Here is a 22,953-nt window from a genome sequence, read left to right on the forward strand (position 1 = left end):
GTGTGGCTGGACTCGAGGAGGCAGGGGGAGGCGCTGCTGGCGCGGGGCCGGGTGTCACCTGAGTGGGCGTCAAAGGGGCCGCCGGGGTGGGTGCGGGCACAATCGTCTGGGCCCTGCCCGGCGTCACCATTACGGACGCGAGCATGACCGGCAGCGCGCAGCCACACAGCATTCGTTTCATCATCATAAAGTGCATCCTAGACTTGATCCCCGGCTTCATCATCTACTAAGTAGCGCCACGATGAATGACAACACGGCTGACGGTGCGGATGGACTCTTTCGCCTTCTCTTTTTGGGCGATGTGGTGGGTGAACCGGGGCGCAAGGCGGTCGGGCTGCTGCTGCCTGTGCTCAAGGAGGAGCTGAAGCTCGACTTCATCGTGGTGAATGGTGAAAACTCAGCGGGGGGGCGGGGCATCACGCCGAAGATCGCCATCAGCCTCATGCGAGCCGGGGCCGCCGTGGTGACCAGCGGAGATCACATCTGGGACCAGCGGGAGATCGTGCCGTATCTGGCCGATGAGCCGCGCATGCTGCGGCCGATGAACTACCCGGAAGGCACACCTGGCAGCGGCTTTGTGGTGCTGGAATCGAAGAAGTGCAAAGTAGCCGTGGTGAACCTGCAGGGGCGGACCTTCATGAACCAGCAGCTCGACAATCCTTTCCCGGCCATCGCCGCTCTTGTGGAAAAGCTGCGCGAAGAAACGCCGGTGATCTTTGTGGACTTCCATGCCGAGGCCACGAGCGAGAAAGTGGCGATGGGCTGGCATTTGGATGGCAAAGTTTCAGCCGTTGTCGGCACGCACACCCATGTGCCGACGGCTGACGAGCGTGTGCTGCCGAAGGGCACCGCCTTTCAAAGCGATGCCGGCATGTGCGGCCCGATGGACAGCGTGATCGGCAGCCAGATCGAGCCGGTGCTGGAACGCTTCCACACGATGATGCCCACGCGCTTTGGCGTGGGAAGCGGCGCTGTGCGGGTGAATGGGGTGCTGATCACGATTGATCCTGCCACGGGGAAGGCGCTCAGTATTGAGCGGGTGGCGCGGACGTGGCATGAGTGAAGCCATGTCGGGATTGGAGCAGGCGCGATACAAAGGCATGACTCATGAGCTGGTGCCCAGCGGCAAGCAGCGGAGGGAAGTGCTGACGCGGGCGGTGAAGGCGAGCGCGATTGTGGTGGAGAATCCTACCGTGGGAGAGCCGTGATGGAATGTTTGAGGAGTTGACGTTGAGTCAGGCCGCGTGGCAGCATGCGCGCTTTCCCAACCCGTCCATGGAATCGACCCTTCGTCCCACCCGCACGCGCTATGGCGTGATCGTTTTCGCCGTGATGCTCGGCATCATTCATTACATCGACCGGGTGTGCATTTCGAAGGCGCGGCCGTTCATCCAGCAGGATCTGGGATTTGATGACACGCAGATGGGCTATGTGTTCTCTGCATTCACACTGGCGTATGCGCTCTTTGAGATCCCAGGTGGATGGCTGGGTGACAAATGGGGACCGCGGCGGGTGCTGCTGCGAGTGGTGATGTTCTGGAGCGTGTTCACGGCGGCGACGGGTTACGCGTGGAATCTGGCGTCGATGATTGTGTGCCGGTTTTTGTTTGGCGCTGGTGAGGCGGGCGGGTTTCCGAACATCGCGAAGATGTTCAGTGTGTGGCTGCCGCAGCGTGAGCACGGCGTGGCGCAAGGCATCACATGGATGGCGGCGCGCTGGGGTGGTGCCTTCACGCCGCTGCTGGTGGTGTGGGTGCTGGGCTATATCAGCTGGCGAAATACGTTTGTGCTCTTTGCCGGTCTGGGCGTGGTCTGGGCGATCTGTTTTTATGTGTGGTTCAGGGACAACCCGAAGGACCACAAGGGAGTGAATGCGGCGGAATGTGAACTGCTGGAGGAAGCGCAAAAAAATCTGAGCGGCGGGCACGCATCGATTCCTTGGGAAAGGTTGTTCACGACCAAGTCGGTGCTGCTGCTGTGGGTGTATTACTTCTGCATCAGCTATGTGTGGTACTTCTACATTACCTGGCTGCCGAAGTTCATGGAGAAGGAGCTGAAGATGGACATGCAGGATACGTGGACTTCGATCTTGAATGGTCTGCCGCTGTTTCTGGGCGGCATCGGCTGCTTCATCGGCGGTGTGGTGGCGCGTAGGATGTCGGCCAAGTCAGACAGTTTGAGCCGGGCGCGGCGCACGATCGGCGTGATGGGCATGCTGGCGGCGGGCGGGATGATCATCCTGGCCACGACCCTGAACAATCCCACGTATGCGATGCTGGCGCTGGGCTTCTCGGGCTTCTTCAATGATCTGTCCATGCCAGGGGCCTGGGGCGCGTGCATGGAGGTGGGCGGGAAGCTTGCAGGATCGGTCTCAGGCAGCATGAACATGATCGGCAATCTCGGCGGCGCGCTCGGTGGCGTGGCGGTGCCGTGGCTGATGAACCTGACGAACCAAAGCTGGGACAAGGTGATGTATGTCGCTGCAGCCACCTACCTACTTGCGGCACTGTGCTGGATGTTCATCGACAGTGATGAGCGGCTGGAGGAGTAGCGGGCGCTACTTCTTTTCGGTGTCCGATTTGCCGCCTTTGATTTTCAGCAGCTCGTTTTCGATGCGCTTGCGGGCTTTTAAATCGGGGGTCTTGAGGGACTCGGCGCGTTCGAGGTAGCTGAGGGCTTTGGTTTTGTCTCCGAGGGCCTGATGGGTGAGGCCGATGTGTTCGAGGATCTCGGCATCTTCCGGGGTGACGGGCTGCATGAGGGCTTCGGCGCGCTGAAATTCCTTGAGAGCGCCGGGGTAGTTGCCCTTCTTGTAGTGGAACCAGCCGAGGCTGTCGATGTATGCGGGCTGGTCGGGCAGCAGTTCGTTGGCCTTGGTGATGAGTTCGCCCGCTTTGTCGAGATGTGTGCCGACATCCAGCCACATGTAGCCGAGGAAGTTCATGGTGTTGGCGGCGGCCTTGGCTTCTTCGCGCGGAGTCAGCGTGATGGATTTTTCCAGCATGCGTGAGGCGTCCTCGTAGCGAGCGAGGCGTTCGAGTGTGATGCCGTACTGATAGTAGAACAGGTGGTCCAGCAGTTCGTTCTGAGTGGAGCTGGCGAACTGCTCGGCTTCGGCGAAGTGCTGCACCGACGGGCCCCATTCTTCACGGGCGCGATGGGCGATCGCGAGCTGGTAGTGCACGAGGGGATGATCGGGAAACAGGCGCACGCTGCGCTGGCCGACACGCACCATGTCATCGAACTTCTGTGTCTGGTAGAGCTCCCAGCCGAGTTTGACGTAGTCGCCGATCTCGCCGCCGCCGTTTTGAATGGCGGCTTGAAGGTGGGCGATGGCCTTTTCAGGTTGCTTGAGTTTGTCGTACTCACTGGCCAGGAGGCGCTGCATTTCGGCGTCCTCCGGTGCTTGTTTGACGACTTGCTCCAGAGTGGTGAGCGCCTTTTCTTTTTGTTCGGAGGCAACGTAGAGACGGTAGAGCAGTTTGCGGGCGTCGAGATTGTTGTATTCGGCCGCCAGTTTTTCACAGAGCTGCCGGGCACGCTCGGGATCGTTGGTCAGGAGATACTGACGGGCGACTTCGAGGGTGACCTGCTCGGCTTCGGCTTTGGTGGCCGTTTTGAGGGCGTTCTCAAAAAACGGGGCGACGCGCTGGCGGTACTCCGTGGCGAACTCGGCCTGACCGAGCGGCCAGACGCGTTCGGCGGTGTGTCCGGTGGCCAGCCAGTACTGTGGATCGCGGCTGTTCTGATTGGCGGCCTGAGTCATGACGGCGATGGCCTTGTCACGCTCGTTGTGGGTGAGGTGCAGCATGACGGCCGTCTCGTAGACCTCGGCGTGAGCGGGAAACTTGGCCAGGGCTTCGGCCACGGCCTTGGATGGGACGTCGTCTTTGACGAACAGGTCCTCCGGCGGGTAGGTGCTGGCGAAGCGCGCGAGATTGAGCAGCGGCGCGGGAGTGCGAGGGCTGGCACGCACGGCATCCTCGAGGATTTTGATGGCAGCATCGCGGCCTTGGAACTGCATGGCAATCCCGGCGGTATGCGCTGCCAGATCCGAGTTGCCGGGGTCAGCTTTGAAAACGGCCAGATAATGATCCAGCGCCTGCCTCAGTTTCCCGGAGGCTTCGAACTGGAGAGCGGCAGTGTAATGCGCCAAGACATCTGCCCTGGAGGCAGATGCTGGAGATAGTTGCAGGTCTGATGTGTCTGCCGCTCTGGCTCCCAAGGACAGGTCCGCTGGTGTTGCAGCGTAACCTGAGAGGAGGGAGCCAAAGAAGGCGGCAAGACCCATCGTGAGACAGGGCCGCAGAGCCCTGCCAACCGAGCCGTACCCGGGCATGACAAAGCTTCCTGCGTCTCGATGAAATCGAATCGCACTGCGGAGAGGAGCCATGCCGGGAAGGCTAGCGGTTACGACTTGTAGCGCAAACGCTTCTTGTGACGGTTCGCGCGCATGCGCTTCTTGCGCTTGTGCTTGTTGATCTTCGTTTTTCTCCGCTTTTTGAGCGATCCCATGTTCGTGTTCTCCTGTTGTGTTGGCGTTGATCTAGTGGACGACTTTATTTAGAGGGTATTCCACAATACCCTCGGCCCCCAGCGACTTCAGCCGTGGGATGATGACCCGCACGGTGGCTTCGTCGATGACCGTTTCCACGGCCACCCAATCCTGGCTGGCGAGCGTTGAAACGGTGGGCGAGCGCTGAGACGGCAGGCATGCGACCACCTCCTGCAGCTGTTTCGCGGGCACGTTCATTTTGAGACCGACCTTGTGGCGGGCCTCGAGCGCACCTTTGAGCAGCAGCACGAGAGTCTCCATCTTCTGCCGTTTCCATTCATCACGGGCGGCAGGTTTGCTGGAGACAAATTGGGGGTAGCTTTCCATCAGCGTGTCCACGATGCGCAGCTTGTTCGCGCGCAGGGACGAGCCGGTTTCGGTGATGTCCACGATGGCATCCACCATTTCGGGCACCTTCACTTCGGTGGCGCCCCAGCTAAATTCGACCTCGGCTTCGACACCGTGTTTGGCGAGGTATTTCTTGGTCATCTCGACCGCTTCGGTGGCGATGCGCTTGCCCTGGAGGTCCTTGACGGACTGAACGGGGGAGTCATCCGGCACGACGAGCACCCAGCGGGTGGGCCAGGAAGTGGCCTTGCTGTAGCGCAAGTCGGTGATGACTTCGACATCCGCGTTGTTTTCCACGATCCAGTCGCGGCCGGTGATGCCGCAGTCCAGGAAGCCGTGATCGACATAGCGGCCGATCTCCTGGGCGCGCAGCAGGCGGAGCTCCAGCTCGGAGTCATCCACCGAAGGGCGGTAGGAGCGGGAGGAGACGACAATGTTGAACCCAGCGCGCTTGAATAATTCAAGCGTCGGCTCCTGCAGGCTGCCTTTGGGCAGTCCCAGGCGGAGGATATTCTTGGGTTCGGACATGGTCGGGGGAAGGGGGCGCGCATCCTAGTGGCATTTTTTCGGCTGGCGAGGGGAAATTTCACGGCAACGCCTTCCGCCAGTCCAAAGCGGCCTTTTTCAGGCGTTCGGCGGTGTCTTTTTCTATCTCGACGAGGTTTGTAGTTTCGTTGGGATCTTTGCCGAGGTGGTAGAGTTCGGTTTGGGTGCCGTCTGCGTTGACGAGGAGCTTCCATTCTCCGTCGCGGATGGCGACGTTGGGAGATTTGGAATCTGGCTCTTTGGGGTAGGGGAAGCCGGTTTTGACTTTGCCTGCCTCGCCGGGTTTGCGACCGTATTCCCAGAGGAGAGGCTTGGGGCGCACGATTTTTTCCCCGCGCAGGGCGGTATTCATGTCTTCGCCATCTTGATCGGCTGCGGGAGCTTTGATCTGAGCCAAGGCGCAGAGGGTGGGCATGAAATCGACGCTGCTGAGGACCGTGGTGTCATTCACTGCGCCTGCCGGCACGGTGCCGGGCCAGCGCACGATGAGCGGGGTGCGGATGCCGCCTTCGTAGAGGCTCCATTTCATGCCACGCAGGCCCTTGGTGCGGGTGTGCTCCAGCGTGGGCTCGGGGCCGTTGTCACCGCAGAGGAGGATGAGGGTGTTCGAGGGCAGTGAGTCAATGAGACGGCCAATCTGGCGATCTGTTTCGACGAGCACGTCGCGGTATTTCGCCGGGAGAGGGCGATCATCCTTTCCCTCGCTAGGGCGGTAGGGGGTGTGGACGTCATCGAGCCACAGATTCACGAAGCACGGCTGGGTTGAGTGCTGCTGCATGAACTTCAGCGTTTCGTCCACCATCCAGCGGGTGCGTTCGTGCCGCGGCACCTGCTGGGGTTCGCGCTTGGTTTCCCAGGGAGTTGTTTTCAAGCCGAGTGCTGCGGCGGGCTCCGGGCTTTCATAGGTTCCGAGGCCCACATCGTAGCCATAGGCGGCGAATTTGGGGGCGTCGGTCACATCGCGGCCACCGCCAAGGTGCCATTTGCCGATGTGGGCGGTGGCGTAGCCGAATTTTTGGAAGACGCGTGGCAGGGAAGGCGCCTGCGGATCGAGAAAATCCGCCTGCTCACATTCACGGTTGCCCGCCTTGGTTTGCAGGTAGCTCGTGATCCGCCACCGCGCAGGATACTGCCCCGTGATCATACCGCAGCGCGATGCGGAGCAGATGGGGGACGCCACATAGAACTGCCGGAACTGCATTCCTTCCTTGGCCAGCCGGTCCATGTTCGGCGTTGGAACCTGTCCGCCATAGCAGGAGACATCGCCCCAGCCCATGTCATCCACGACAATGAGCAGGATGTTGGGATTCTCGAAGGGAATGGCGGGACCCGGGAGAGCGGCGCTGAGGAAACAGGGAAACAAAGCGAGCAAGAGGAGGCGCATAGGGGCCAAAACGTTTGGGCGGATGGGCCCTTATCTGGTCATTCACTCCTGACACTACTCAAAATGCACTACCGCAGTACATGCCGCCATGGGCAGCAGGGTGTGCCGTCTCTCTCCAACACGATAGAAATCGGACAGCTGTGTGCTGCGCATGGATTTGTCTGACTCCATTGCTGTGAGCCGTTGAGGCTATAAATCCACATTGACGCCCACGTTTTGGGGAATACTCTCCCGGCTTCCACAGGACGCATCATCAAATCATGATTCGTCCATATAACCCATACGACCACCATCATGTCCCGTAGCTACATCTTCTCGTCCGAGTCCGTCGGCGAAGGCCATCCTGACAAAGTTTGCGACACCATTTCTGACGCCATCCTCGACGCATGCCTTGCGATCGACCCGAAGAGCCGCGTCGCCTGCGAGACCTTTGCCAAGAGCAACGTGGTCGTCGTCGGTGGTGAGATCACCATCCCGAAGCTGCAGAACAAGAAGAACGGCACCACCAAGCCGATCGACGAAGTCATCAACGTCGGCAAAGTCATCCGTGACGCCGTGCGCGGCATTGGCTACACCAATGACGATGACGTGTTCCACGCCGACAAGCTTTTCATCAACAACTACCTCACCATCCAGAGCCCGGACATCGCGCAGGGTGTGGACGCCGCTGAAGCCGAAGGCAAGAAGCACGGCGAGCAGGGCGCTGGCGACCAGGGCATCATGTTTGGTTTTGCCTGTGACGACACGCCAGAGCTGATGCCTGCGCCGATCATGTATGCTCACCGCCTTGGCCGTGAGCTGACACGCATCCGCAAGGCTGGCAAGCTGGCCAAGTGGCTGCGCCCTGACGCGAAGAGCCAGGTGTCCGTCGAATACGTGGATGGCAAGCCAACGCGCATCGTGAACGTCGTGATCTCCACGCAGCACGCTGCGGATGTGAGCCACGCCGAGATCGAGAAGTTCTGCATCGAGCAGGTCATCAAGAAGGTGCTGCCGAAGGACATGCTCACGAAGGAAACTGAGTATCTCATCAATCCGACCGGCAAATTCGTCGTCGGTGGCCCTCAGGGCGACAGCGGCCTGACCGGACGCAAGATCATTGTGGACAGCTACGGCGGCATGGGCCGTCACGGCGGTGGTGCCTTCTCCGGCAAAGACCCGTCCAAAGTGGACCGCAGCGCCGCCTACATGGGCCGCTGGGTTGCCAAGAACGTGGTGGCCTCCGGTCTCGCCTCCAAGTGCGAAGTTCAGTTCGCCTACGCCATCGGCCATCCGGAGCCTGTGAGCGTGCACATCGACACCTTTGGCACCGGCACCATCGGTGACGAGAAGATCCTTGCTGCAGTGCTGAAGGTCTTCTCCTTCAAGCCAGCCGACATCGTGAAGCAGCTCAACCTGCTGCGTCCGATCTATTCGAAGAGCACCAACTACGGTCACTTCGGCAAGATCGACGATCCAGATCTTACCTGGGAACTGACCAACAAGGCCGACGCTCTCAAGAAGGCAGCGAAGTAAGCTGACATCAGGCCTTTGCCCAAGCATCAATAAAGACAAAGCCGCGCAGGGAAACTTGCGCGGCTTTTTTCTGCCAGCTAAGTGGAGGCTGCTCGTTAGAGCAAATCCAACCTCTCCCTTGCCCATGTCTGAAATGCGTTTCAATCCCATCACGCTTGACTGGGTTGTCATGGCTCCGGAGCGGGCGCTGAGGCCGGATGATTTTCATCCGCAGGCAGCGTCGCATCTCACGCGGCCGCCGCACCGTGACGACTGCCCTTTCTGCACCGGCAATGAAGCGCAGACTCCTGCGGAAATCGCCCGCGTGGCAGCCCCGGATGGTTCCTGGCTGGTGCGTGTGGTGCCCAATAAATATTCTGTCTTTGATGCCAAGCTGGATGTGCAGCGGAAGAAGCATGGGACGTTTCGCTCCATGTCCGCCTCCGGGGTGCATGAGGTGGTGGTGGAGCATCCACGGCATGATCTTGACCTCGGAGAGATGGATGCGGCGCATTTGGTGATGGTGCTGCGCATGTATCGGGAACGCTATCAGGCGCTGCGCAGCCGTCCGATGGTGGAGAGCATCGTTATTTTCAAAAACCAGGGGCAGCGCGCGGGCAGCTCCCTGGAGCATTCGCATTCGCAGATCACGGCGGCACCGGTGCTGTCCTCGCAGGTGTGCATGCGGTTGCAGGAGGCGAGGCGTTTTCACGAACTGGAGGGCGGGTGCTTGTATTGCACGGTGCTGCACGAGGAGCTGCTGGCGGAGGAGCGCATCATCGAGGCCGGTGAGGCGTTTGTGGCCTTCATGCCCTATGCGGCACTGTCGCCCTATCACACGTGGGTTTTTCCGCGCATGCATCAGGCGGCGTTTGATGAGATCAGCGATGCGGACATCGAGGAACTGGCGGGACTGCTGAGCCGCCTGCTGCGCCGACTCAAGGCAGCTGCAGGTGCGCCGGACTATAACTTTACGATTCGTTCCGCGCCCGTGGGAGAAGTGTCCGGCTGCTTTCACTGGTACATCTCCATCGTTGCACGCATCTCCCAGCTTGCGGGCTTTGAACTCGGCAGCGGCACCTACATCAACAGCATGAGGCCCGAGCGCTGCGCCGAGCGTGTGCGCGGCATCGTGCTCTAGCGGGGCACCAGCCAGGTGTGTGCAAGACGGTCATGCAAACCGCGGCCACGTGTGGCGATGGCGGCGAGGACGAGAGCCAGGGACAGAACGGCCATGGCGATCAAGCCAATGATTCGGATCACGTCTTGATCACCGGCCATCTGCATCAGTGGAGCGTCGAACATGATCACCACTGGCAGCAGCAGGATGGGTGACCAGGCGATGAGGCTGCGCCACAGCATGCGCAGGCGGGTGGCATCAGTGCCGTCATCTCTGACCACTGCGATGCTGAGGATGCGCATCATCAGGCCGCCGCGAAAAGCGAATGCGCAGAACAGGCTCAAAATGGCGGTGACAAGAAGGTACACACCGAGCACGGAAGCGGTGACGAAGTCCATCGTTTGGTGTTTGCCAGCAAAGCCCAGTTCCTTTGTTCGCTCTGCGACATGGGTGTCCAGCAAAGGTTGCAACAGGGCTTTGGCCTTTTGAAGATCCTCTGGTGTGGGCGGTGGGTGGCCATGAACGATTTTTTCCACACTGGCGCGCACTGGAGGAGGCAGGATGCTGCGTCCGATGGGGGAATCCCACTGCTGCGGATCACGCACGATGGGGCCGTAAGTGCCGGCAATGTAGGTTTCCATGGCGGCTCTGGCCACGGGCACCGGAATGTTTTCCAGTCCTGGCTGCTGCTTGTTTTTGAGCATGTCCTCGTAGGACATCATGCAGCCACGTATCGCGGAGAAGGCTGGGTTTTTGGCGGCCCATCCTTTGTAGAATGACATGCCGAGCGCCATGAAGACCGTCAGGAACAACGATGGAGCGACCGTGCCAATGAGAAGCGCGAAACGCCGCCAGCGCGAAACTTCCGCAGGCAGCTGCGTCAATGCGCGAAGCTGCACAACGCTGCCGTGAAGATCCGTGGTGCTCTTCAGGCTGAGCAGCGTCTGGCGGGCCTGGATGGGCAGTGGCACCGGCATGTTGAGTGCCGTGGCTTCCTGCAAAGCCACCATGCGCCCTTGAAGAGCGGCGATGGCGACTTGGTTCAGAAAGATCTGTGGGGTCACTGCACCTTCGCTGGCAACGATGACGCTGCCGGGGGCGGGAAAGTCGAGAAGCTTTGCCCGGCCCTCCGAGGTGATCCAGACACGATCCAGCGTGAGCGTATCTGGCCGTGATGCTGTATGCAGGGCGGCGCACAGTTCAGCCGCGAGATCGTGGAGCCAGTGCCGCACGACACGCCAGGGCTGGCGTTGAGCGACAATGCTCGTCAAGGGGGTGCCGCTTGCGGCTTCGTAGGCGTCCCAGGATTCACTTTCGCCGCGCTCGCCTTGAAGCCAGCGAAGGCGGCCCGGGCGGGCGATGTTGCGCTGCACCTGTGACACTGGTGGTGAGCCGGAAGGCGTCTGGCGAATCCAGACCTTGCGCAGCAAACGGGTGTCATAGCCGAGCAGCACCTCTTCAGTGCCGGTAGCAGACAGAGTGGCGATGACATGAAACGGGCCGATCTTCCGCATGCCGTCCGTTGCTGGGACAGTGTCCTCGGTTTGCGCCATGGCGACACGCGGCTGATACGCCGACTTCTGAATCACCCGTGTGCCGGTCCATAGATCGTGGAGTCCAGCGAAGCCGTTTTGACGACGAGCTGTGACGAAGAACAGAAGGAAAAACAGGATCTGAATGACGATCCACGCATAACTCCAAGCCGTGATCTGAGTGACATCCATCGTGCTGTAGCGGAAGATTTCCACAATGACGAGGGCCTGCAGCAAAACGGAGCGTATGAGCGCGCGCGGAATGCCGGGTGCGCTGCGGTTCAGCCTGGCCACACGCAGGCCCACAAGCGCCTTGCCGATGGATGCGCCCCAGACGCCTTCGCTGATGCCGAAATACAAATGCCGCGCCACGAACATGCCCAGAGTGAGCCAGAAGAAGCCCCAGGAGCGGATGATCTTGGGGTTGAGCACATCCATCGGTGAATCCACAAAGAACAGCGGGACGACAAAACTTGCCGCGCTCAGGATGAAATGATCGATAGCTGCTGCGGCAAAGCGCAGCCCCAGCGTGGCCGGTGTGGGGGCGATGGAGGCATAGGGCAGCAGTGCCTGCTGCAATTCTTGGTAGCTGCCAAAGCGCTCGGTGGCCTGCTTGTTCAAGCAGCGCAACACGATGCGAGCGAGCCCCTGGGGCATGTCCGGCCGGTATTGCAGCGGGGACGGCGCGGCTTTTTCCAGTGAGTTGGCCAGTTGCTGCACCATGTTTCTGCCTTCGAAGGGTGTGCGTCCGGTGAGGAGGTAGAACAAAGTCACGCCTACCGAATACATGTCTGAGCGCACGTTCAGCTCCTCGCCGCGCAGTTGCTCCGGCGAGCAAAACGCCGGGGTGCCGAGAAAGGTGCCGTCCATCGTTTGCATGGAATCGCCCCGGCCTGCGGTGGAGATCGAGAGGCCGAAGTCGCCGATCTTCACGGTGCCGTCCATGTCCTCGAAGCAGTTCGCTGGTTTGATGTCGCGGTGCAGGATGCCGACGGAATGCGCGGCCTCCAGACCTGCGATGATCTGCAGCACGGCGTCCACGGCGGCACCGACGGGCAGGGGGCCATAGCGCTGAATGCGATCCTGCAAGGTGCCGCCCGCGATGAGCTCCATGGCAATGACCGGCGTGTCATCGATCTCCTCCGTGCCGAAGACATAGACGCTGTTGGGGTGATTGATCGAAGCGGCGAGGCGTCCTTCGCGCAGGAAGCGAGCGCGAGCGTCTGGTGAATCGAGCTGATGGCTCAGGACTTTCAAGGCCACGCGGCGTCCGCTGGACAACTGCTCTGCGGCATAGACCGCGCCCATGCCACCGCGACCAAGCTCACGCTCGATGCGGTAGCCGCCAAAGACTTCGCCAATCTGAGGCAGTGCATGCGGCTTCGGCTGGGCGATGAGCATGGTCGCTCCTGGATCTGTGGGCAATGCGCTGCTGAGCAGGCACGCAGGGCAGAGGGATGCGGGGGCATCGGCAGGCATGGAGGCGCCGCATTGAGGGCAGGTTTGGGCAGGAGTCATGGTGGGGGAATGGCGGGTTCACTGACTTCCTGAAAGCTTGGGGCCGGGGAGTTACAAAAAACTTCAACTCCGCAGCACCGCCACCAGATGCCGCATCTCGGCATCGACCTCCTCAGGTGAATCCACCGTCTCTGCGATTTCTGCGCGCAGCACCTCACGATAGCTTTGGCGCAGGCGATGAATGGCGACCTTCAGCGCGCCTTCGCTCATGCCGAGCTGTTGCGCGATCTGCTCGCGATCCGGACCTGCGCCGCTGAGTGTGCCTTTGAGCACCTCAAAGGTTTCGGCTTCACCCTTGGCGGCAAATTCGGCGCGAAGTTTTTCCACCGCGCGAGCCAGCAGCTCCATAGCCCAGCGGCGGTCGTAGAGCGTCTCGGCATCGGACTGCTCCGCAGGCTCCAAGGCGTAGCGGGCCTCGGCATCCAGAGCGTCCCATTCCACCAGCCGTTGTCCGCCGCCACGCTTCTGCGTCTGTCCGCGATGCCAGTCATTGGCGAGGAAGTTTTTCAAGGCGCCGAGGAGGTAGGAGCGAAATTTTCCGCGTGCCGGATCGGCGGCGGCATGTGTTTCCAGGAGCGAAAGGAAAAAGGCCTGGGTCAGGTCCTGGGCATCATGCGGTGCATGGCCGCGCCTGCGTACAAAGGCATACAGCGGGTACCAGTAGTCCTGGCAGAGGGCGGACATAGCCCGGTGCATCTGCGTGTCATCCCCACCCTGCTGGGCGGCGAGTACGAGGCTCCAGCGGGTGGTGTGAAACTCACGTGCGCCGGGAGCGATGGAGTCGTTCATGCTGATTCATACCACGCCGGACACGGGCAGCACAAGCCGTTCACTGACCATTCGTCATTTTTTGAATTGCTGCTGACCTTGAAAGGCAGCGTCTTGTGGAACTGTCACATAGGGTCGGTGGCTAGTGGCGGCATCGGCATGACCATGTATTCTCAAATACCGCCAGCTTGCAGCGTGGGTCATTACAGCGCGAATCATTTGTTTCGAAAATGGGATTAGTAAATAGTCAGGGACGAATCGAAGATTCATCTGAGCGTTGACACGCACAGAGACTCCAAGATAATGTCCTGCCAACTCCAAGCGGGCACCTTCAGAAGGCTTAAAAACATGAATGATGAACAATTGCGGCGACAAATTGCCAGCAACCTTCCCAAAAGCTTTGATCCTCTATTGGGGCTCATTACTGTTCGATTAAAAAGAGGCCCAACCAGCATCATGCTTCTTTTCATAGTGCTATGGGCGGTTTTAATCAGCACCAGTCCGCTCGTTTTGGGATTTACCAGCTACGTGGGGGTGATGAAAAGTCTGGCTCAGTATTCTACGTTGTTAATTGGGTATCCGCTTTTCATAATCAATGTCGGGATCGCCACTTATTATTACAAAGGAATGCCGGATGCGATCAGTGATATGTTATCTTCGAGGTTTATTCAAATTGTCGATAAGAAGCAGTTTGCCTCGACTATCGATCGCTATTTTGGCTTGTTAAAGCGAATCCGCTTATGGAAAAATATTGCGATCTATGCTGTGGCATTGGCACTCGTGGGGAGTTTTCATGTCAGCTATTCATTGGATCAAAATGAATCGTTTTTCCGAGCGGCAGGTGGCAATCGGCTTTCCACCTGCGGTTATCTGAATTCCATTTACATGACGCTGATTATTTCAATAGCGCTTCAGTTTATATGTAATCACGGATTTATTTCGCTGCTATTGTCACGCTTGCGTGAATTGTCTCGGCACGGACATATCCGAGCAACTGTTTGCAGATCTCGGTTTCATAGCTCGATCACTCCATTGATTGGCCTGTCATGGTGGGCTTGTGCGACAGTTGTGCCGCTGTTCATTTTTAGTGGGCTACAAGTCTTGGTGACACATGCTGTTGTACAGCCATTCATCGTGTATGTCCAAATGGCGGTTTTTTTCCCCGCAGTCTATGTCATCATCGCTCCAAGGGTTTTAATCGGACATTTTGTTCCAATCATGGGGATGTTAAATGATAGTAAAAGCGCGTTGATCGATGCTGTGATCAAAGATGACATAGATATAATTTTGGCAACATTGAAGCCTGCTTTGACCAGTGAAACCACCGTTAAAGAAGGTGATCCTGTGGCTGTCCGTGAAAAAGTTTTGACGAAAATAAATGAGATTAAAGTTTCACCGATTGGTTTCAAAATGTCATTCATCGTTCCTCTTCCGCTTGTGCTTGATATAGCAGTCAAGACGCTTTTGCTCCCTCCCAAGTGAGTCGGAATGGGTGTCATGAGATGAGGTGTCGTATTTGTGCTATCACGGCGGTAAGGAATGGGTCGTCTCCCATCACCGATTCATCAAACCATGGAAACGACACTGACAATGGCACCTGCCATGATCATGGTGGGAAATGCATTTGGAGACTTCAGGGAACTCGTGAAACAGGGCAATATGTATGATACTAAGATCAAATTGGGAGCGTGGCTGCTGGCGGATCTGCCTGACAAGGCCAATCAGCTCAAGTCGGGGCGAGCCGCGCTTACGTTGATTCACTTCTGGCACAATTAAGGATTTCTCGGTCTGAACACGCAGCATCCCTGGCATATGGTGATAGATGGTGATGCCTTTGGCTCGGCGGTGGCGTTGTGCCGTGACCTTCTCGGAAAGGAGCCATGGTGATGCCAACCGAATCCGCCATCTATGAATGTGCGGTGATGCACCACCGGCTGCAGCCGAAGGTGCATCGGTTTAACTACAACGTCTTTTACCTGTGGCTGGATCTTGATGCCATCGACGATCTCGCTTCGAAGCTGCGCTGGTTCAGCCGCAACCGCTTCAACCTGTTTTCCTTTTATGACCGTGATCATCTTGATCTTGGTGCGGGGGATGTGAAGGCGAACATCCTGAAGTATCTGGCGGACAACGAGGTGAATACGGCGCGCATCGCCAGCATTCGTCTGCTCACTTTTCCACGTGTGCTGGGGTATATCTTCAACCCTGTCTGCTTTTATTATGCCTTTGATGCCACCGGAGAGCCGGTGTGCGCGGTGGCGGAGGTGACGAACACTTTTCATGAGCAGAAGCCTTATCTTCTGAAGGAGTGTGATCGTGCGCAGCGCTTCCGCCTCATCACGCCCAAGCATTTCTATGTGTCGCCGTTCTTTGCGCTGGATCTGAGCTTTGACTTCAAGCTGCAGGTGCCGGGCGAGAAGCTGGAGATTCACATCGACGACCGGAAGGAGGATGACCGCATGCTGCTCACCTCGCTGACCGGCAGGCAACGACCGCTGACGGATGCAGCGCTGCTGCTCTGTGCGGTGAAGTATCCGCTGCTCACGCTGCGCGTCATTTTTCTCATCCACTGGCATGCGCTGCGGCTGTGGCTGAAGCGCATTCCCTGGCACCGCAAATCAGCCGATGCCGGGCTGCAACTCGGAGTCCTGCGTCCCCACGAATCCATCGCCCCAAACAAACCATGAACGACACCATCACCTGCGACACCGACATCTCCGTCTCCACACCTGAGGCGGCGAAGCCTGGATTTTATGAGCGGCTTTTCATGCTGTCGCTCAAGCCCTTCGTTCACGGGGGGCTTCGAATGGTGCACCCCGATGGTCGTGCGCATGTGCTGGGGGAGCATGGCGCCCCGGTCACGGCCGAGATGCGCATTCGCAGCCGCGATTTTTTCAAGCGCTGCGCCTTGTTCGGCAATGTGGGTTTTGGCGAGGCTTACGTCGATGGTGAGTGGGAGACTGACGACATCGCGGCGGTGATCGAGTGGTTCATTTTGAATCTTTCCAAGACCCAGGGATCGCGCAGTTCCTCCGGGAAGGTGGCGTTTGTGAACCTGCTGAACTTTGTCAACCGTGTGCAACATCTGCTGCGGCCCAACAGTGTGAGCACCAGCCGGCGCAACATCGCCGAGCACTATGATCTGGGGAATGAGTTCTACTCGCTCTGGCTTGATGAGACGATGACTTACTCGGCCGCGCGTTTCGAGCATCCTGGGCAGCCGCTGGCAGATGCGCAGTATTCGAAATATGAAGCGCTGTGTCAGAAACTGCAGCTCAAGCCGGGAGACCATGTGCTGGAAATCGGCTGCGGCTGGGGAGGATTCTCATGTCATGCGGCAAAGCATCATGGGTGTCGTGTGACAGCCGTCACGATTTCGCAGGAGCAGCTCAAGTATGCTACCGAGCGCGTGGCGCGTGAAGGGCTGGCCGATCAGGTGGAAATCCGCCTGCAGGACTACCGCCACATCACCGGACAGTTCGACAAGATCGCCTCCATCGAGATGCTGGAGGCCGTGGGTGACAAGTATCTGGAAACCTACTTTGCGAAGTGCGCTGAAGTATTGAAGCCCGAGGGGCTGCTGGCCTTCCAGATGATCACCGTGGCGGACTGTCAGCACAAAGATCTGCGCAAGGGGGTGGACTGGATTCAGAAGCACATTTTCCCGGGATCGCTGCTGCTCAGCGTGGGGCGTGTCAACGAAGCCATCAACCGCACCAGCGAGCTCTTCATGCACGGTTTGGAAGATCTCGGCGCTTCGTATGCCAAGACACTGCGGGTGTGGTTTGAGCGATTCAATGCCAAACTCACTGACGTGAAGGCGCTCGGCTTTGACGACCGCTTTGTCCGCAAATGGAACTTCTACCTGCAATACTGCGAGGCCGCTTTTGCCTCGCGGAACATCAGTGTCGTGCAGGCCGTGTACACCCGCCCGAACAACGCAGCGCTGCATCGCACTTTCTGAAAATCATGATCTGGTTTCTTCGAATCTTTTTTGTCGTAGTGCTGGTGTCCATGTTTGGCGTCACGAGCTGGGCTTCGCAGCAGTGTGCGCTGTGGGCCATCCCGGGTTCGGTGGGCGGGCATCCGTGGTTCATCGCCACGCTGTTTGACACCTACTGGGCCTTTCTCACCTTCTACTGCTGGGTCGCTTACAAGGAGCGCTCGTGGATCGGCCGCATCGGCTGGCTGCTGGGCATTCTGCTGCTCGGCAACATCGCGATGGCGGTGTACATGCTCATCCTGCTTTTCCGTGTGCCATCGAATGCGCGCATGGAAGACATCCTGCTTCGAAAGGCATGACGGAACCCATCCAGCGAGAATCTTTGTGGCGCCGCTGGGTGGTGAAGCCGGTCGTTGCGCAGCTTGCGCAAGGGACGACGCCTGCAAAAATCGCGCAGGCCATCGCCTTTGGTGTCACGACGGGAGTCTTCCCGCTGCTGGGCACCACGACTGTGCTGGCGCTGGGGGTGGGCGTTGTTTTGAAGCTGAACCAGCCGGTGCTGCAGGTATTTCGTGAGCTGACGTATCCGCTGCATCTGGCAAGCATTCTCCTCTTCATGCGCGCCGGTGAGTCGCTCTTCGGCGCCGAGCATGTGCCGCTTTCGATTCCCATGATGATGGAGCGGTTCTTTGCCAGCCCGGGTCAGTTCATGGCTGATTTCGGCATGATCGGACTCTACGGTGTGGTCGTGTGGCTGCTGCTCGCGCCGCTGCTCATTGGCGTGGTCTTTTTCGTCAGCAAACCCCTCGTCGAGAAACTCGCCAAACACCTCAACTTCTCAAGACATGATGCATGATTTCTGGTTCCTGATGGGCATGGGCACAGTGGTGGCATTCCTGCTGTTTGCACTTACCTGGCTGCTTAGTTTGAGGCTGAACAACTTCAGCTTTGTCGATGTGACTTGGTCTTATGCGCTCGCTGTGATGGCGCCGCTTTATGCGTGGCTGGGGGGAGGATTCACAGAGCGCAAAATCATTGCGGTGACGATGGGAGTCTTGTGGAGTGCAAGGCTTGGGACGTATCTCTTAATCCGAGTCAAAGGGCACCATCCTCATGAGGACGTGCGCTACGCTGTGCTGCGTGAGAAATGGAAGGACGGACTGGCGAAGAACTTCTTCTTTTTCTTTCAGGCGCAGGCTTTGCTGATCGTGCTGCTGGCAGTTCCTCTGCTGCTTGCTTGTTTGAATTCTGCTCCGGAGTTGAACCTCATCGAAATGGCAGGGGCCATTGTGTGGCTGATCGGTCTGAGTGGCGAGGCTTTGAGCGATGCTCAGATGAAGAAGTTCAAGGCTGATCCTGCGAGCAAAGGCAAGGTGTGTCAGATTGGGCTCTGGCGCTACTCACGGCATCCGAACTACTTCTTTGAGTCCGTTGTGTGGTGGGGGTTCTGGCTGTTTGCCTGCGGTTCACCGTGGGGCTGGGTCACCGTGTATGCCCCGGCATTGATCCTGTATTTTCTGCTGCGTGTCACCGGCATCCCGCTCACGGAGGAATGCGCCGTGAAGAGCAAGGGAGACGCCTACCGCGAGTATCAGCGCACCACGAGCGCCTTTGTGCCGTGGCCGCCGAAAAGTTGAATCCAGCCTGTTTCCAAGATCGCACAACTCCCCAAACCGCATGAGCACCATCAACGCCATCCTCGCCAAGAACATTCTCCCGGACAGCATGATCCGGATCGGCATCCGCCAGCGGCTGGCCGAGACGCTGAAGGAGAACAAGCAGCCCACTGCCGAAGCCCAGCGCGCCGCCCTGATGCGCTATGTGCAGGATCTCAAGCAGATGCCCGTGGCCATCGCGACCGATGAGGCCAATGAGCAGCACTATGAGGTGCCCACGCGCTTCTATCAGCTCGTGCTCGGCAAACACTTGAAGTACAGTTCGGGTTACTGGCCGGATGAGAAAACCACCTTCGATGAATCCGAAGCAGCGATGCTGCAGCTGACCTGTGAGCGTGCGGAGCTACAGGATGGCCAGCGCATTCTTGAGCTGGGCTGCGGCTGGGGTTCGCTGTCACTCTGGATGGCGGCACATTATCCGAATGCGCAGATCACCAGCGTTTCCAATTCACGCACGCAGAAGCTGTTCATTGATGCTGAGGCGGCAAAGCGAGGATTGAAGAATCTGACGATCATCACCGCAAACATGATTCACTTCGAAGGTGTTGGCGCGGGCATCTTCGACCGCTGTGTCTCGGTGGAGATGTTCGAGCACATGAAGAACTACCAGGAGCTTCTGCGCCGTGTCTCCACCTGGCTGAAGCCGCGCGGCAAGCTCTTCGTGCACATCTTCACCCATCGCGAATATGCCTACCACTACGAGGTGCGCAGCGATGACGACTGGATGGCGAAATACTTCTTCACCGGCGGGCAGATGCCAAGCGATGACCTCCTGCTCTACTTCCAGGATGATTTAAAAATCGAAGACCACTGGTGCGTGAGTGGTCAGCATTATTCCAAGACGAGCGAGGCTTGGCTGGCGAACATGGATGCGCACAAGGCGGAGATCCTGCCGCTGTTTGCCGAGACGTATGGCAAAGACCAGGTGACCAAGTGGTGGGTCTGGTGGCGCTTGTTCTTCCTCGCCTGCGCCGAACTGTGGGGATACTGCGGCGGTGAGGAATGGATCGTTTCACACTACCGCTTTATCAAACCATGAAAACGACACTGACAATCGCGGCTGCCATGCTGATGGCAGGGCATGCATTCGGAGACTTCACGGAACTCGTGAAACAGGGCGATGGGTATGATGCCCAGTTCAAACCGGAGGCGGCGCTGCAGTACTACCTGCCAGCTGAAAAGTTGAATGCCAACGACGCATCGCTGCTGGTGAAAATCGCGCGGCAGTATGTTTACCGAATGGCGGATCTGTCTGGCAAAGCGGATCAACTGAAGTCGGGGCGCACCGCCCTGGCCTACGCCGAACGTGCGGTGAAGCTGGCCCCCAAGGAGTCTGATCCGCATCTCGCAGTCGCCATTTGTCTTGGCAAACTCTCACCGCTGCTGGGCAACAAGGAAAGCATCGAGGCGTCGCACAAGATCAAGGCGGAGGCGGAGACTGCGGCGAAGCTCAATCCCAAAGATGACTTTGCCTGGCATCTGCTTGGGCGCTGGAATCAGGAACTGGCGCAGATCGGCGGCATGACCCGTGCCGTGGCCATGATCGTTTATGGGGCCTTGCCAAGTGCGTCTTATGACGAGGCGGTGAAGTGCTTTCAAAAGGCCATCGCGCTCAATCCGAACCGCCTCATCCACTACGTCGAACTTGGGCGCACTTACGCGCTCATGGGACGCAAAACGGAAGCGAAGCAGTTCATCGAAAAAGGGCTCGCGATGACGAACCGTGATCAGGATGATCCGGGGACGAAGGAGCGTGGGCGCAAGACGATGCAAAGCCTCTGATAGCGCTGACTCCGTCACTTGCCTGCTTTCGCGGGTGCCGCCTGGCCATCTCCTTCCACGTCAGGAAGGAACATGGTCAGCAGGCCCAGCAGGGGCAGGAAGGCGCAGAAGTGGAAGACGAAGTTGATGCCCTGATGGTCCGCCAGTTTCCCGAGCACGGCGGCACCGATGCCCGCAATGCCAAAGGCCAGGCCAAAGAACAGGCCCGCAATCATGCCGACTTTTCCTGGCATGAGTTCCTGAGCATACACCAGGATGGCTGAGAAGGCGGAGGCGAGAATCAAGCCGATGATGACTGTCAGCACCGCTGTGAGGGCCAGCCCGGCATGCGGCAGCCACAGGGAGAAAGGGGCGGCGCCCAGAATGGAAAACCAGATGACGCGCTTGCGGCCGATGCGATCTCCCACGGGACCACCCACGATGGTGCCAACGGCCACGGCGAAGAGGAAGAGGAACAGGTAGTACTGCGAGGTCTGCACCGAGACATGGAAGCGCTCCATGAGGTAGAAGGTGTAGTAGTTGCTCAGGCTGACGAGGTAAACGTACTTGGAGAAGATCAGCATGACGAGGATAGCCATGGCAAAGGCAATCTTTCCGGATGTCGGGCGGGCTTGAGCGGTGGCTGAGCGCGCTTGTTTGCGCTGAATGCGATGCAGATTTCGCGCCTGCCAGTGGCCGATTTGCCACAGAACGAAGACGCCCAGCATCGCGATGATGGAGAACCACGACAGGGCAGCCTGACCATGGGGAACGATGAACCAGGCCGCCAGCAAAGGGCCGATGGAAGACCCTGCATTCCCACCCACCTGAAACAGGGACTGCGCCAGACCGCGCCGCCTGCCTGCTGCCATGTGAGCGATGCGCGATGCCTCGGGATGGAAGATGGCGGAGCCCGAACCCACGAGCCCTGAGGCGATGAGGATGGCCGGGTAGCTGTGGGCTCTGGATAGAGCCAGCAGTCCGATCAGAGTCAGACCCATGCCGACCGGCAGCGAGTAGGGCAGCGGCCGCTTGTCCGTGATGTAGCCCACCAGTGGTTGCAGCAGGGAAGCCGTGACTTGGAAGGTCAGCGTGATGTATCCGAGCTGTGCAAAGCTTAGTCCGTACGTTTCCTTGAGCACCGGATAGATCGCAGGCAGCAGGGCCTGGATGGTGTCATTCAGCATGTGGGAAAAGCTGATGGCGAAGAGCAGCGCGAAGACGGTCTCTTTTGCGTCCGGCGCTGCGGTGGGGCAGATCGCGTGAGGTGGTTGGTCCTCGATCATCGTGTCATTCATAAGGACCGCGACCTTTCGCCTGAAGGCTGGCGGGCACAATCTGGCAGGCTGGTGCTAGGCGGCCTCTGGCTGGTATTTTTCTCGGATTGCATCACGGAACTCGCCCGGTGTCTGTCCGGCATGACGGCGGAAAAAACGGGTGAAGTAGGAGGGGTCCTGGAAGCCCGTCTGGTAGCCGATTTCGGAGACGCTGAGGTCGGAGTGCAGCAGCAGGCGCTTGGCATTCAGCAGGCGGCGCTGGCGGATGAGCTCCCCGGCGGCATGACCGGTCTCCTGATGGATGACGTCGTTGAGATGATTGACGGTGATGCCCAGCTCCCTGGCATACGGTGCCAGAGTCTGCCATTCCCGGAAATGGTGCTCCAGTGACAGATGGAACTGGCGGGTCAGGAGCGCGGCGCGCGAGGTCTCCTTGACCGAATGCTCCTGCGCATAGAGACGACCGGCCTGGATGAAGAGGATGCGCAGTGTGGCGCGCAGCACCTCCTGAACGCCGGATTGAGCGGAGTCGTATTCCTGCTGCAGTTCGGCAAACAGCGCGGTGATGCGTGCGGCTTCCTTCGCGCTCACTGTCAGCCATGGCGTGACGCCCGAGCTGAAGAAGAAGGGCAGATCAAAGAGCATGCTGGGCGGCGGTGCGTGATGATCAAAGAACTCCTGCGTGAAGGAAGCCACCGTGCCCTGCGTCTGCGGTGCGGGGCGGATGGTGTGCACCTGCCCGGGGCTGAGGAAAAACAGCGTCAAGCCGGTGACGTCGTGATCTCGGAAATCGTGCATGAGCCTGCCTGCTCCGGTGATCAGGAAGATCTGGAAGAAATCATGGAAATGCGGGATCAGCCGCTGGGGCTCCTGCCTCATGGAAAACTCCAGCGGCATGACCACAAAGCCCTCTGAGCGCAGGCGGTCCTGACCGTACACGCTCATCTGCAGAGAGGGGATGGTGCGGCGGTTCATGGGGGGAATTTTTTGTTACGCTGGCTGATGAACGGGAGACTGTGCGGAGACAAAAAA

General features: G+C 58.8%; 22 protein-coding genes. 14 read left to right on the forward strand and 8 right to left on the reverse strand.

Annotation, left to right across the window (positions count from 1 at the left end):
* The first annotated feature begins 241 nt into the window (after window positions 1-241).
* From WAW39_RS20505 to WAW39_RS20515, 3 genes are all read left to right on the forward strand, one after another.
* Entirely contained in the window at window positions 242-1,063 is an 822-nt protein-coding gene (locus tag WAW39_RS20505) for a TIGR00282 family metallophosphoesterase (protein WP_422321028.1), read from the forward strand.
* A gap of 4 nt (window positions 1,064-1,067) precedes the next feature.
* Window positions 1,068-1,208 (forward strand): hypothetical protein, encoded by a 141-nt coding sequence (locus tag WAW39_RS20510; RefSeq protein ID WP_422321029.1) that lies wholly within the window; start codon window positions 1,068-1,070, stop codon window positions 1,206-1,208.
* Between the two features lie 67 nt (window positions 1,209-1,275).
* A complete protein-coding gene (locus WAW39_RS20515) occupies window positions 1,276-2,550 on the forward strand; it encodes an MFS transporter (RefSeq protein ID WP_422321030.1) in 1,275 nt (424 codons plus the stop codon).
* 6 nt (window positions 2,551-2,556) lie between these two features.
* Here WAW39_RS20515 and WAW39_RS20520 read toward each other — a convergent pair whose 3' ends face one another.
* From WAW39_RS20520 to WAW39_RS20535, 4 genes are read right to left on the reverse strand one after another with little or no spacing between them, the layout of a single operon-like run.
* Window positions 2,557-4,392: a tetratricopeptide repeat protein gene (locus WAW39_RS20520; RefSeq protein WP_422321031.1), complete on the reverse strand. Its 1,836-nt coding sequence runs from the start codon at window positions 4,390-4,392 to the stop codon at window positions 2,557-2,559.
* 17 nt (window positions 4,393-4,409) lie between these two features.
* Entirely contained in the window at window positions 4,410-4,514 is a 105-nt protein-coding gene (locus WAW39_RS20525) for an AURKAIP1/COX24 domain-containing protein (protein WP_133796641.1), read from the reverse strand.
* 31 nt (window positions 4,515-4,545) lie between these two features.
* Window positions 4,546-5,430 (reverse strand): ATP phosphoribosyltransferase, encoded by an 885-nt coding sequence (hisG, locus tag WAW39_RS20530; RefSeq protein WP_397380217.1) that lies wholly within the window; start codon window positions 5,428-5,430, stop codon window positions 4,546-4,548.
* 58 nt (window positions 5,431-5,488) lie between these two features.
* Complete coding sequence (locus tag WAW39_RS20535) at window positions 5,489-6,832, reverse strand: sulfatase-like hydrolase/transferase (protein WP_422321032.1); 1,344 nt, start codon at window positions 6,830-6,832, stop codon at window positions 5,489-5,491.
* Window positions 6,833-7,126: 294 nt separating this feature from the next.
* Between WAW39_RS20535 and metK the strand changes: the two genes are divergently transcribed.
* Both metK and galT read left to right on the forward strand, forming a co-directional pair.
* Window positions 7,127-8,347, forward strand: coding sequence for a methionine adenosyltransferase (gene metK / locus WAW39_RS20540; RefSeq protein WP_422321033.1), 1,221 nt, complete (start codon window positions 7,127-7,129; stop codon window positions 8,345-8,347).
* A gap of 124 nt (window positions 8,348-8,471) precedes the next feature.
* The gene (galT, locus tag WAW39_RS20545; protein WP_422321034.1) at window positions 8,472-9,467 is read left to right on the forward strand and encodes a galactose-1-phosphate uridylyltransferase; all 996 of its coding nucleotides are present in this window, start codon (window positions 8,472-8,474) and stop codon (window positions 9,465-9,467) included.
* Here galT and WAW39_RS20550 read toward each other — a convergent pair.
* Both WAW39_RS20550 and WAW39_RS20555 read right to left on the reverse strand, forming a co-directional pair.
* Window positions 9,464-12,496, reverse strand: a complete 3,033-nt coding sequence (locus tag WAW39_RS20550) for a protein kinase domain-containing protein (protein ID WP_422321035.1) — start codon at window positions 12,494-12,496, stop codon at window positions 9,464-9,466. The genes galT and WAW39_RS20550 overlap by 4 nt on opposite strands.
* Before the next feature lie 63 nt (window positions 12,497-12,559).
* Complete coding sequence (locus tag WAW39_RS20555; RefSeq protein ID WP_422321036.1) at window positions 12,560-13,285, reverse strand: RNA polymerase sigma factor; 726 nt, start codon at window positions 13,283-13,285, stop codon at window positions 12,560-12,562.
* A gap of 282 nt (window positions 13,286-13,567) precedes the next feature.
* Here WAW39_RS20555 and WAW39_RS20560 point away from each other — a divergent pair, with 282 nt between their 5' ends.
* The 9 genes from WAW39_RS20560 to WAW39_RS20600 all read left to right on the forward strand — a co-directional run bounded on the left by WAW39_RS20560 (window position 13,568) and on the right by WAW39_RS20600 (window position 20,665).
* A complete protein-coding gene (locus WAW39_RS20560; protein WP_422321037.1) occupies window positions 13,568-14,746 on the forward strand; it encodes a hypothetical protein in 1,179 nt (392 codons plus the stop codon).
* Window positions 14,747-14,836: 90 nt separating this feature from the next.
* Complete coding sequence (locus tag WAW39_RS20565; protein WP_422321038.1) at window positions 14,837-15,040, forward strand: hypothetical protein; 204 nt, start codon at window positions 14,837-14,839, stop codon at window positions 15,038-15,040.
* Window positions 15,041-15,150: 110 nt separating this feature from the next.
* Window positions 15,151-15,951, forward strand: coding sequence for a DUF1365 domain-containing protein (locus WAW39_RS20570; protein ID WP_422321039.1), 801 nt, complete (start codon window positions 15,151-15,153; stop codon window positions 15,949-15,951).
* A complete protein-coding gene (locus WAW39_RS20575) occupies window positions 15,948-17,228 on the forward strand; it encodes a class I SAM-dependent methyltransferase (RefSeq protein ID WP_422321040.1) in 1,281 nt (426 codons plus the stop codon). Before WAW39_RS20570 ends, WAW39_RS20575 begins: the two co-directional genes overlap by 4 nt.
* A 5-nt stretch (window positions 17,229-17,233) precedes the next feature.
* Complete coding sequence (locus tag WAW39_RS20580; protein WP_422321041.1) at window positions 17,234-17,566, forward strand: DUF1475 domain-containing protein; 333 nt, start codon at window positions 17,234-17,236, stop codon at window positions 17,564-17,566.
* Window positions 17,563-18,063: a DUF2062 domain-containing protein gene (locus tag WAW39_RS20585; protein ID WP_422321042.1), complete on the forward strand. Its 501-nt coding sequence runs from the start codon at window positions 17,563-17,565 to the stop codon at window positions 18,061-18,063. The genes WAW39_RS20580 and WAW39_RS20585 overlap by 4 nt, the downstream gene beginning before the upstream one ends.
* Window positions 18,053-18,844 (forward strand): DUF1295 domain-containing protein, encoded by a 792-nt coding sequence (locus WAW39_RS20590; protein ID WP_422321043.1) that lies wholly within the window; start codon window positions 18,053-18,055, stop codon window positions 18,842-18,844. The genes WAW39_RS20585 and WAW39_RS20590 overlap by 11 nt, the downstream gene beginning before the upstream one ends.
* 40 nt (window positions 18,845-18,884) lie before the next feature.
* Window positions 18,885-19,922, forward strand: coding sequence for an SAM-dependent methyltransferase (locus WAW39_RS20595; protein ID WP_422321044.1), 1,038 nt, complete (start codon window positions 18,885-18,887; stop codon window positions 19,920-19,922).
* Window positions 19,919-20,665, forward strand: a complete 747-nt coding sequence (locus WAW39_RS20600) for a tetratricopeptide repeat protein (protein WP_422321045.1) — start codon at window positions 19,919-19,921, stop codon at window positions 20,663-20,665. Before WAW39_RS20595 ends, WAW39_RS20600 begins: the two co-directional genes overlap by 4 nt.
* A 14-nt stretch (window positions 20,666-20,679) precedes the next feature.
* On the opposite strand, the gene WAW39_RS20605 is transcribed toward WAW39_RS20600, so the two are convergent.
* Window positions 20,680-21,930, reverse strand: coding sequence for an MFS transporter (locus WAW39_RS20605; protein WP_422321046.1), 1,251 nt, complete (start codon window positions 21,928-21,930; stop codon window positions 20,680-20,682).
* Between the two features lie 66 nt (window positions 21,931-21,996).
* Window positions 21,997-22,896 carry an AraC family transcriptional regulator gene (locus WAW39_RS20610; RefSeq protein ID WP_422321047.1) on the reverse strand — a complete coding sequence of 300 codons (900 nt, stop codon included), beginning with the start codon at window positions 22,894-22,896 and terminating at the stop codon, window positions 21,997-21,999.
* Window positions 22,897-22,953: the final 57 nt, after the last annotated feature.

It is taken from the genome of Prosthecobacter sp. (assembly GCF_049294395.1).
In the GTDB taxonomy this organism is placed as follows: Bacteria; Verrucomicrobiota; Verrucomicrobiia; order Verrucomicrobiales; family Verrucomicrobiaceae; genus Prosthecobacter.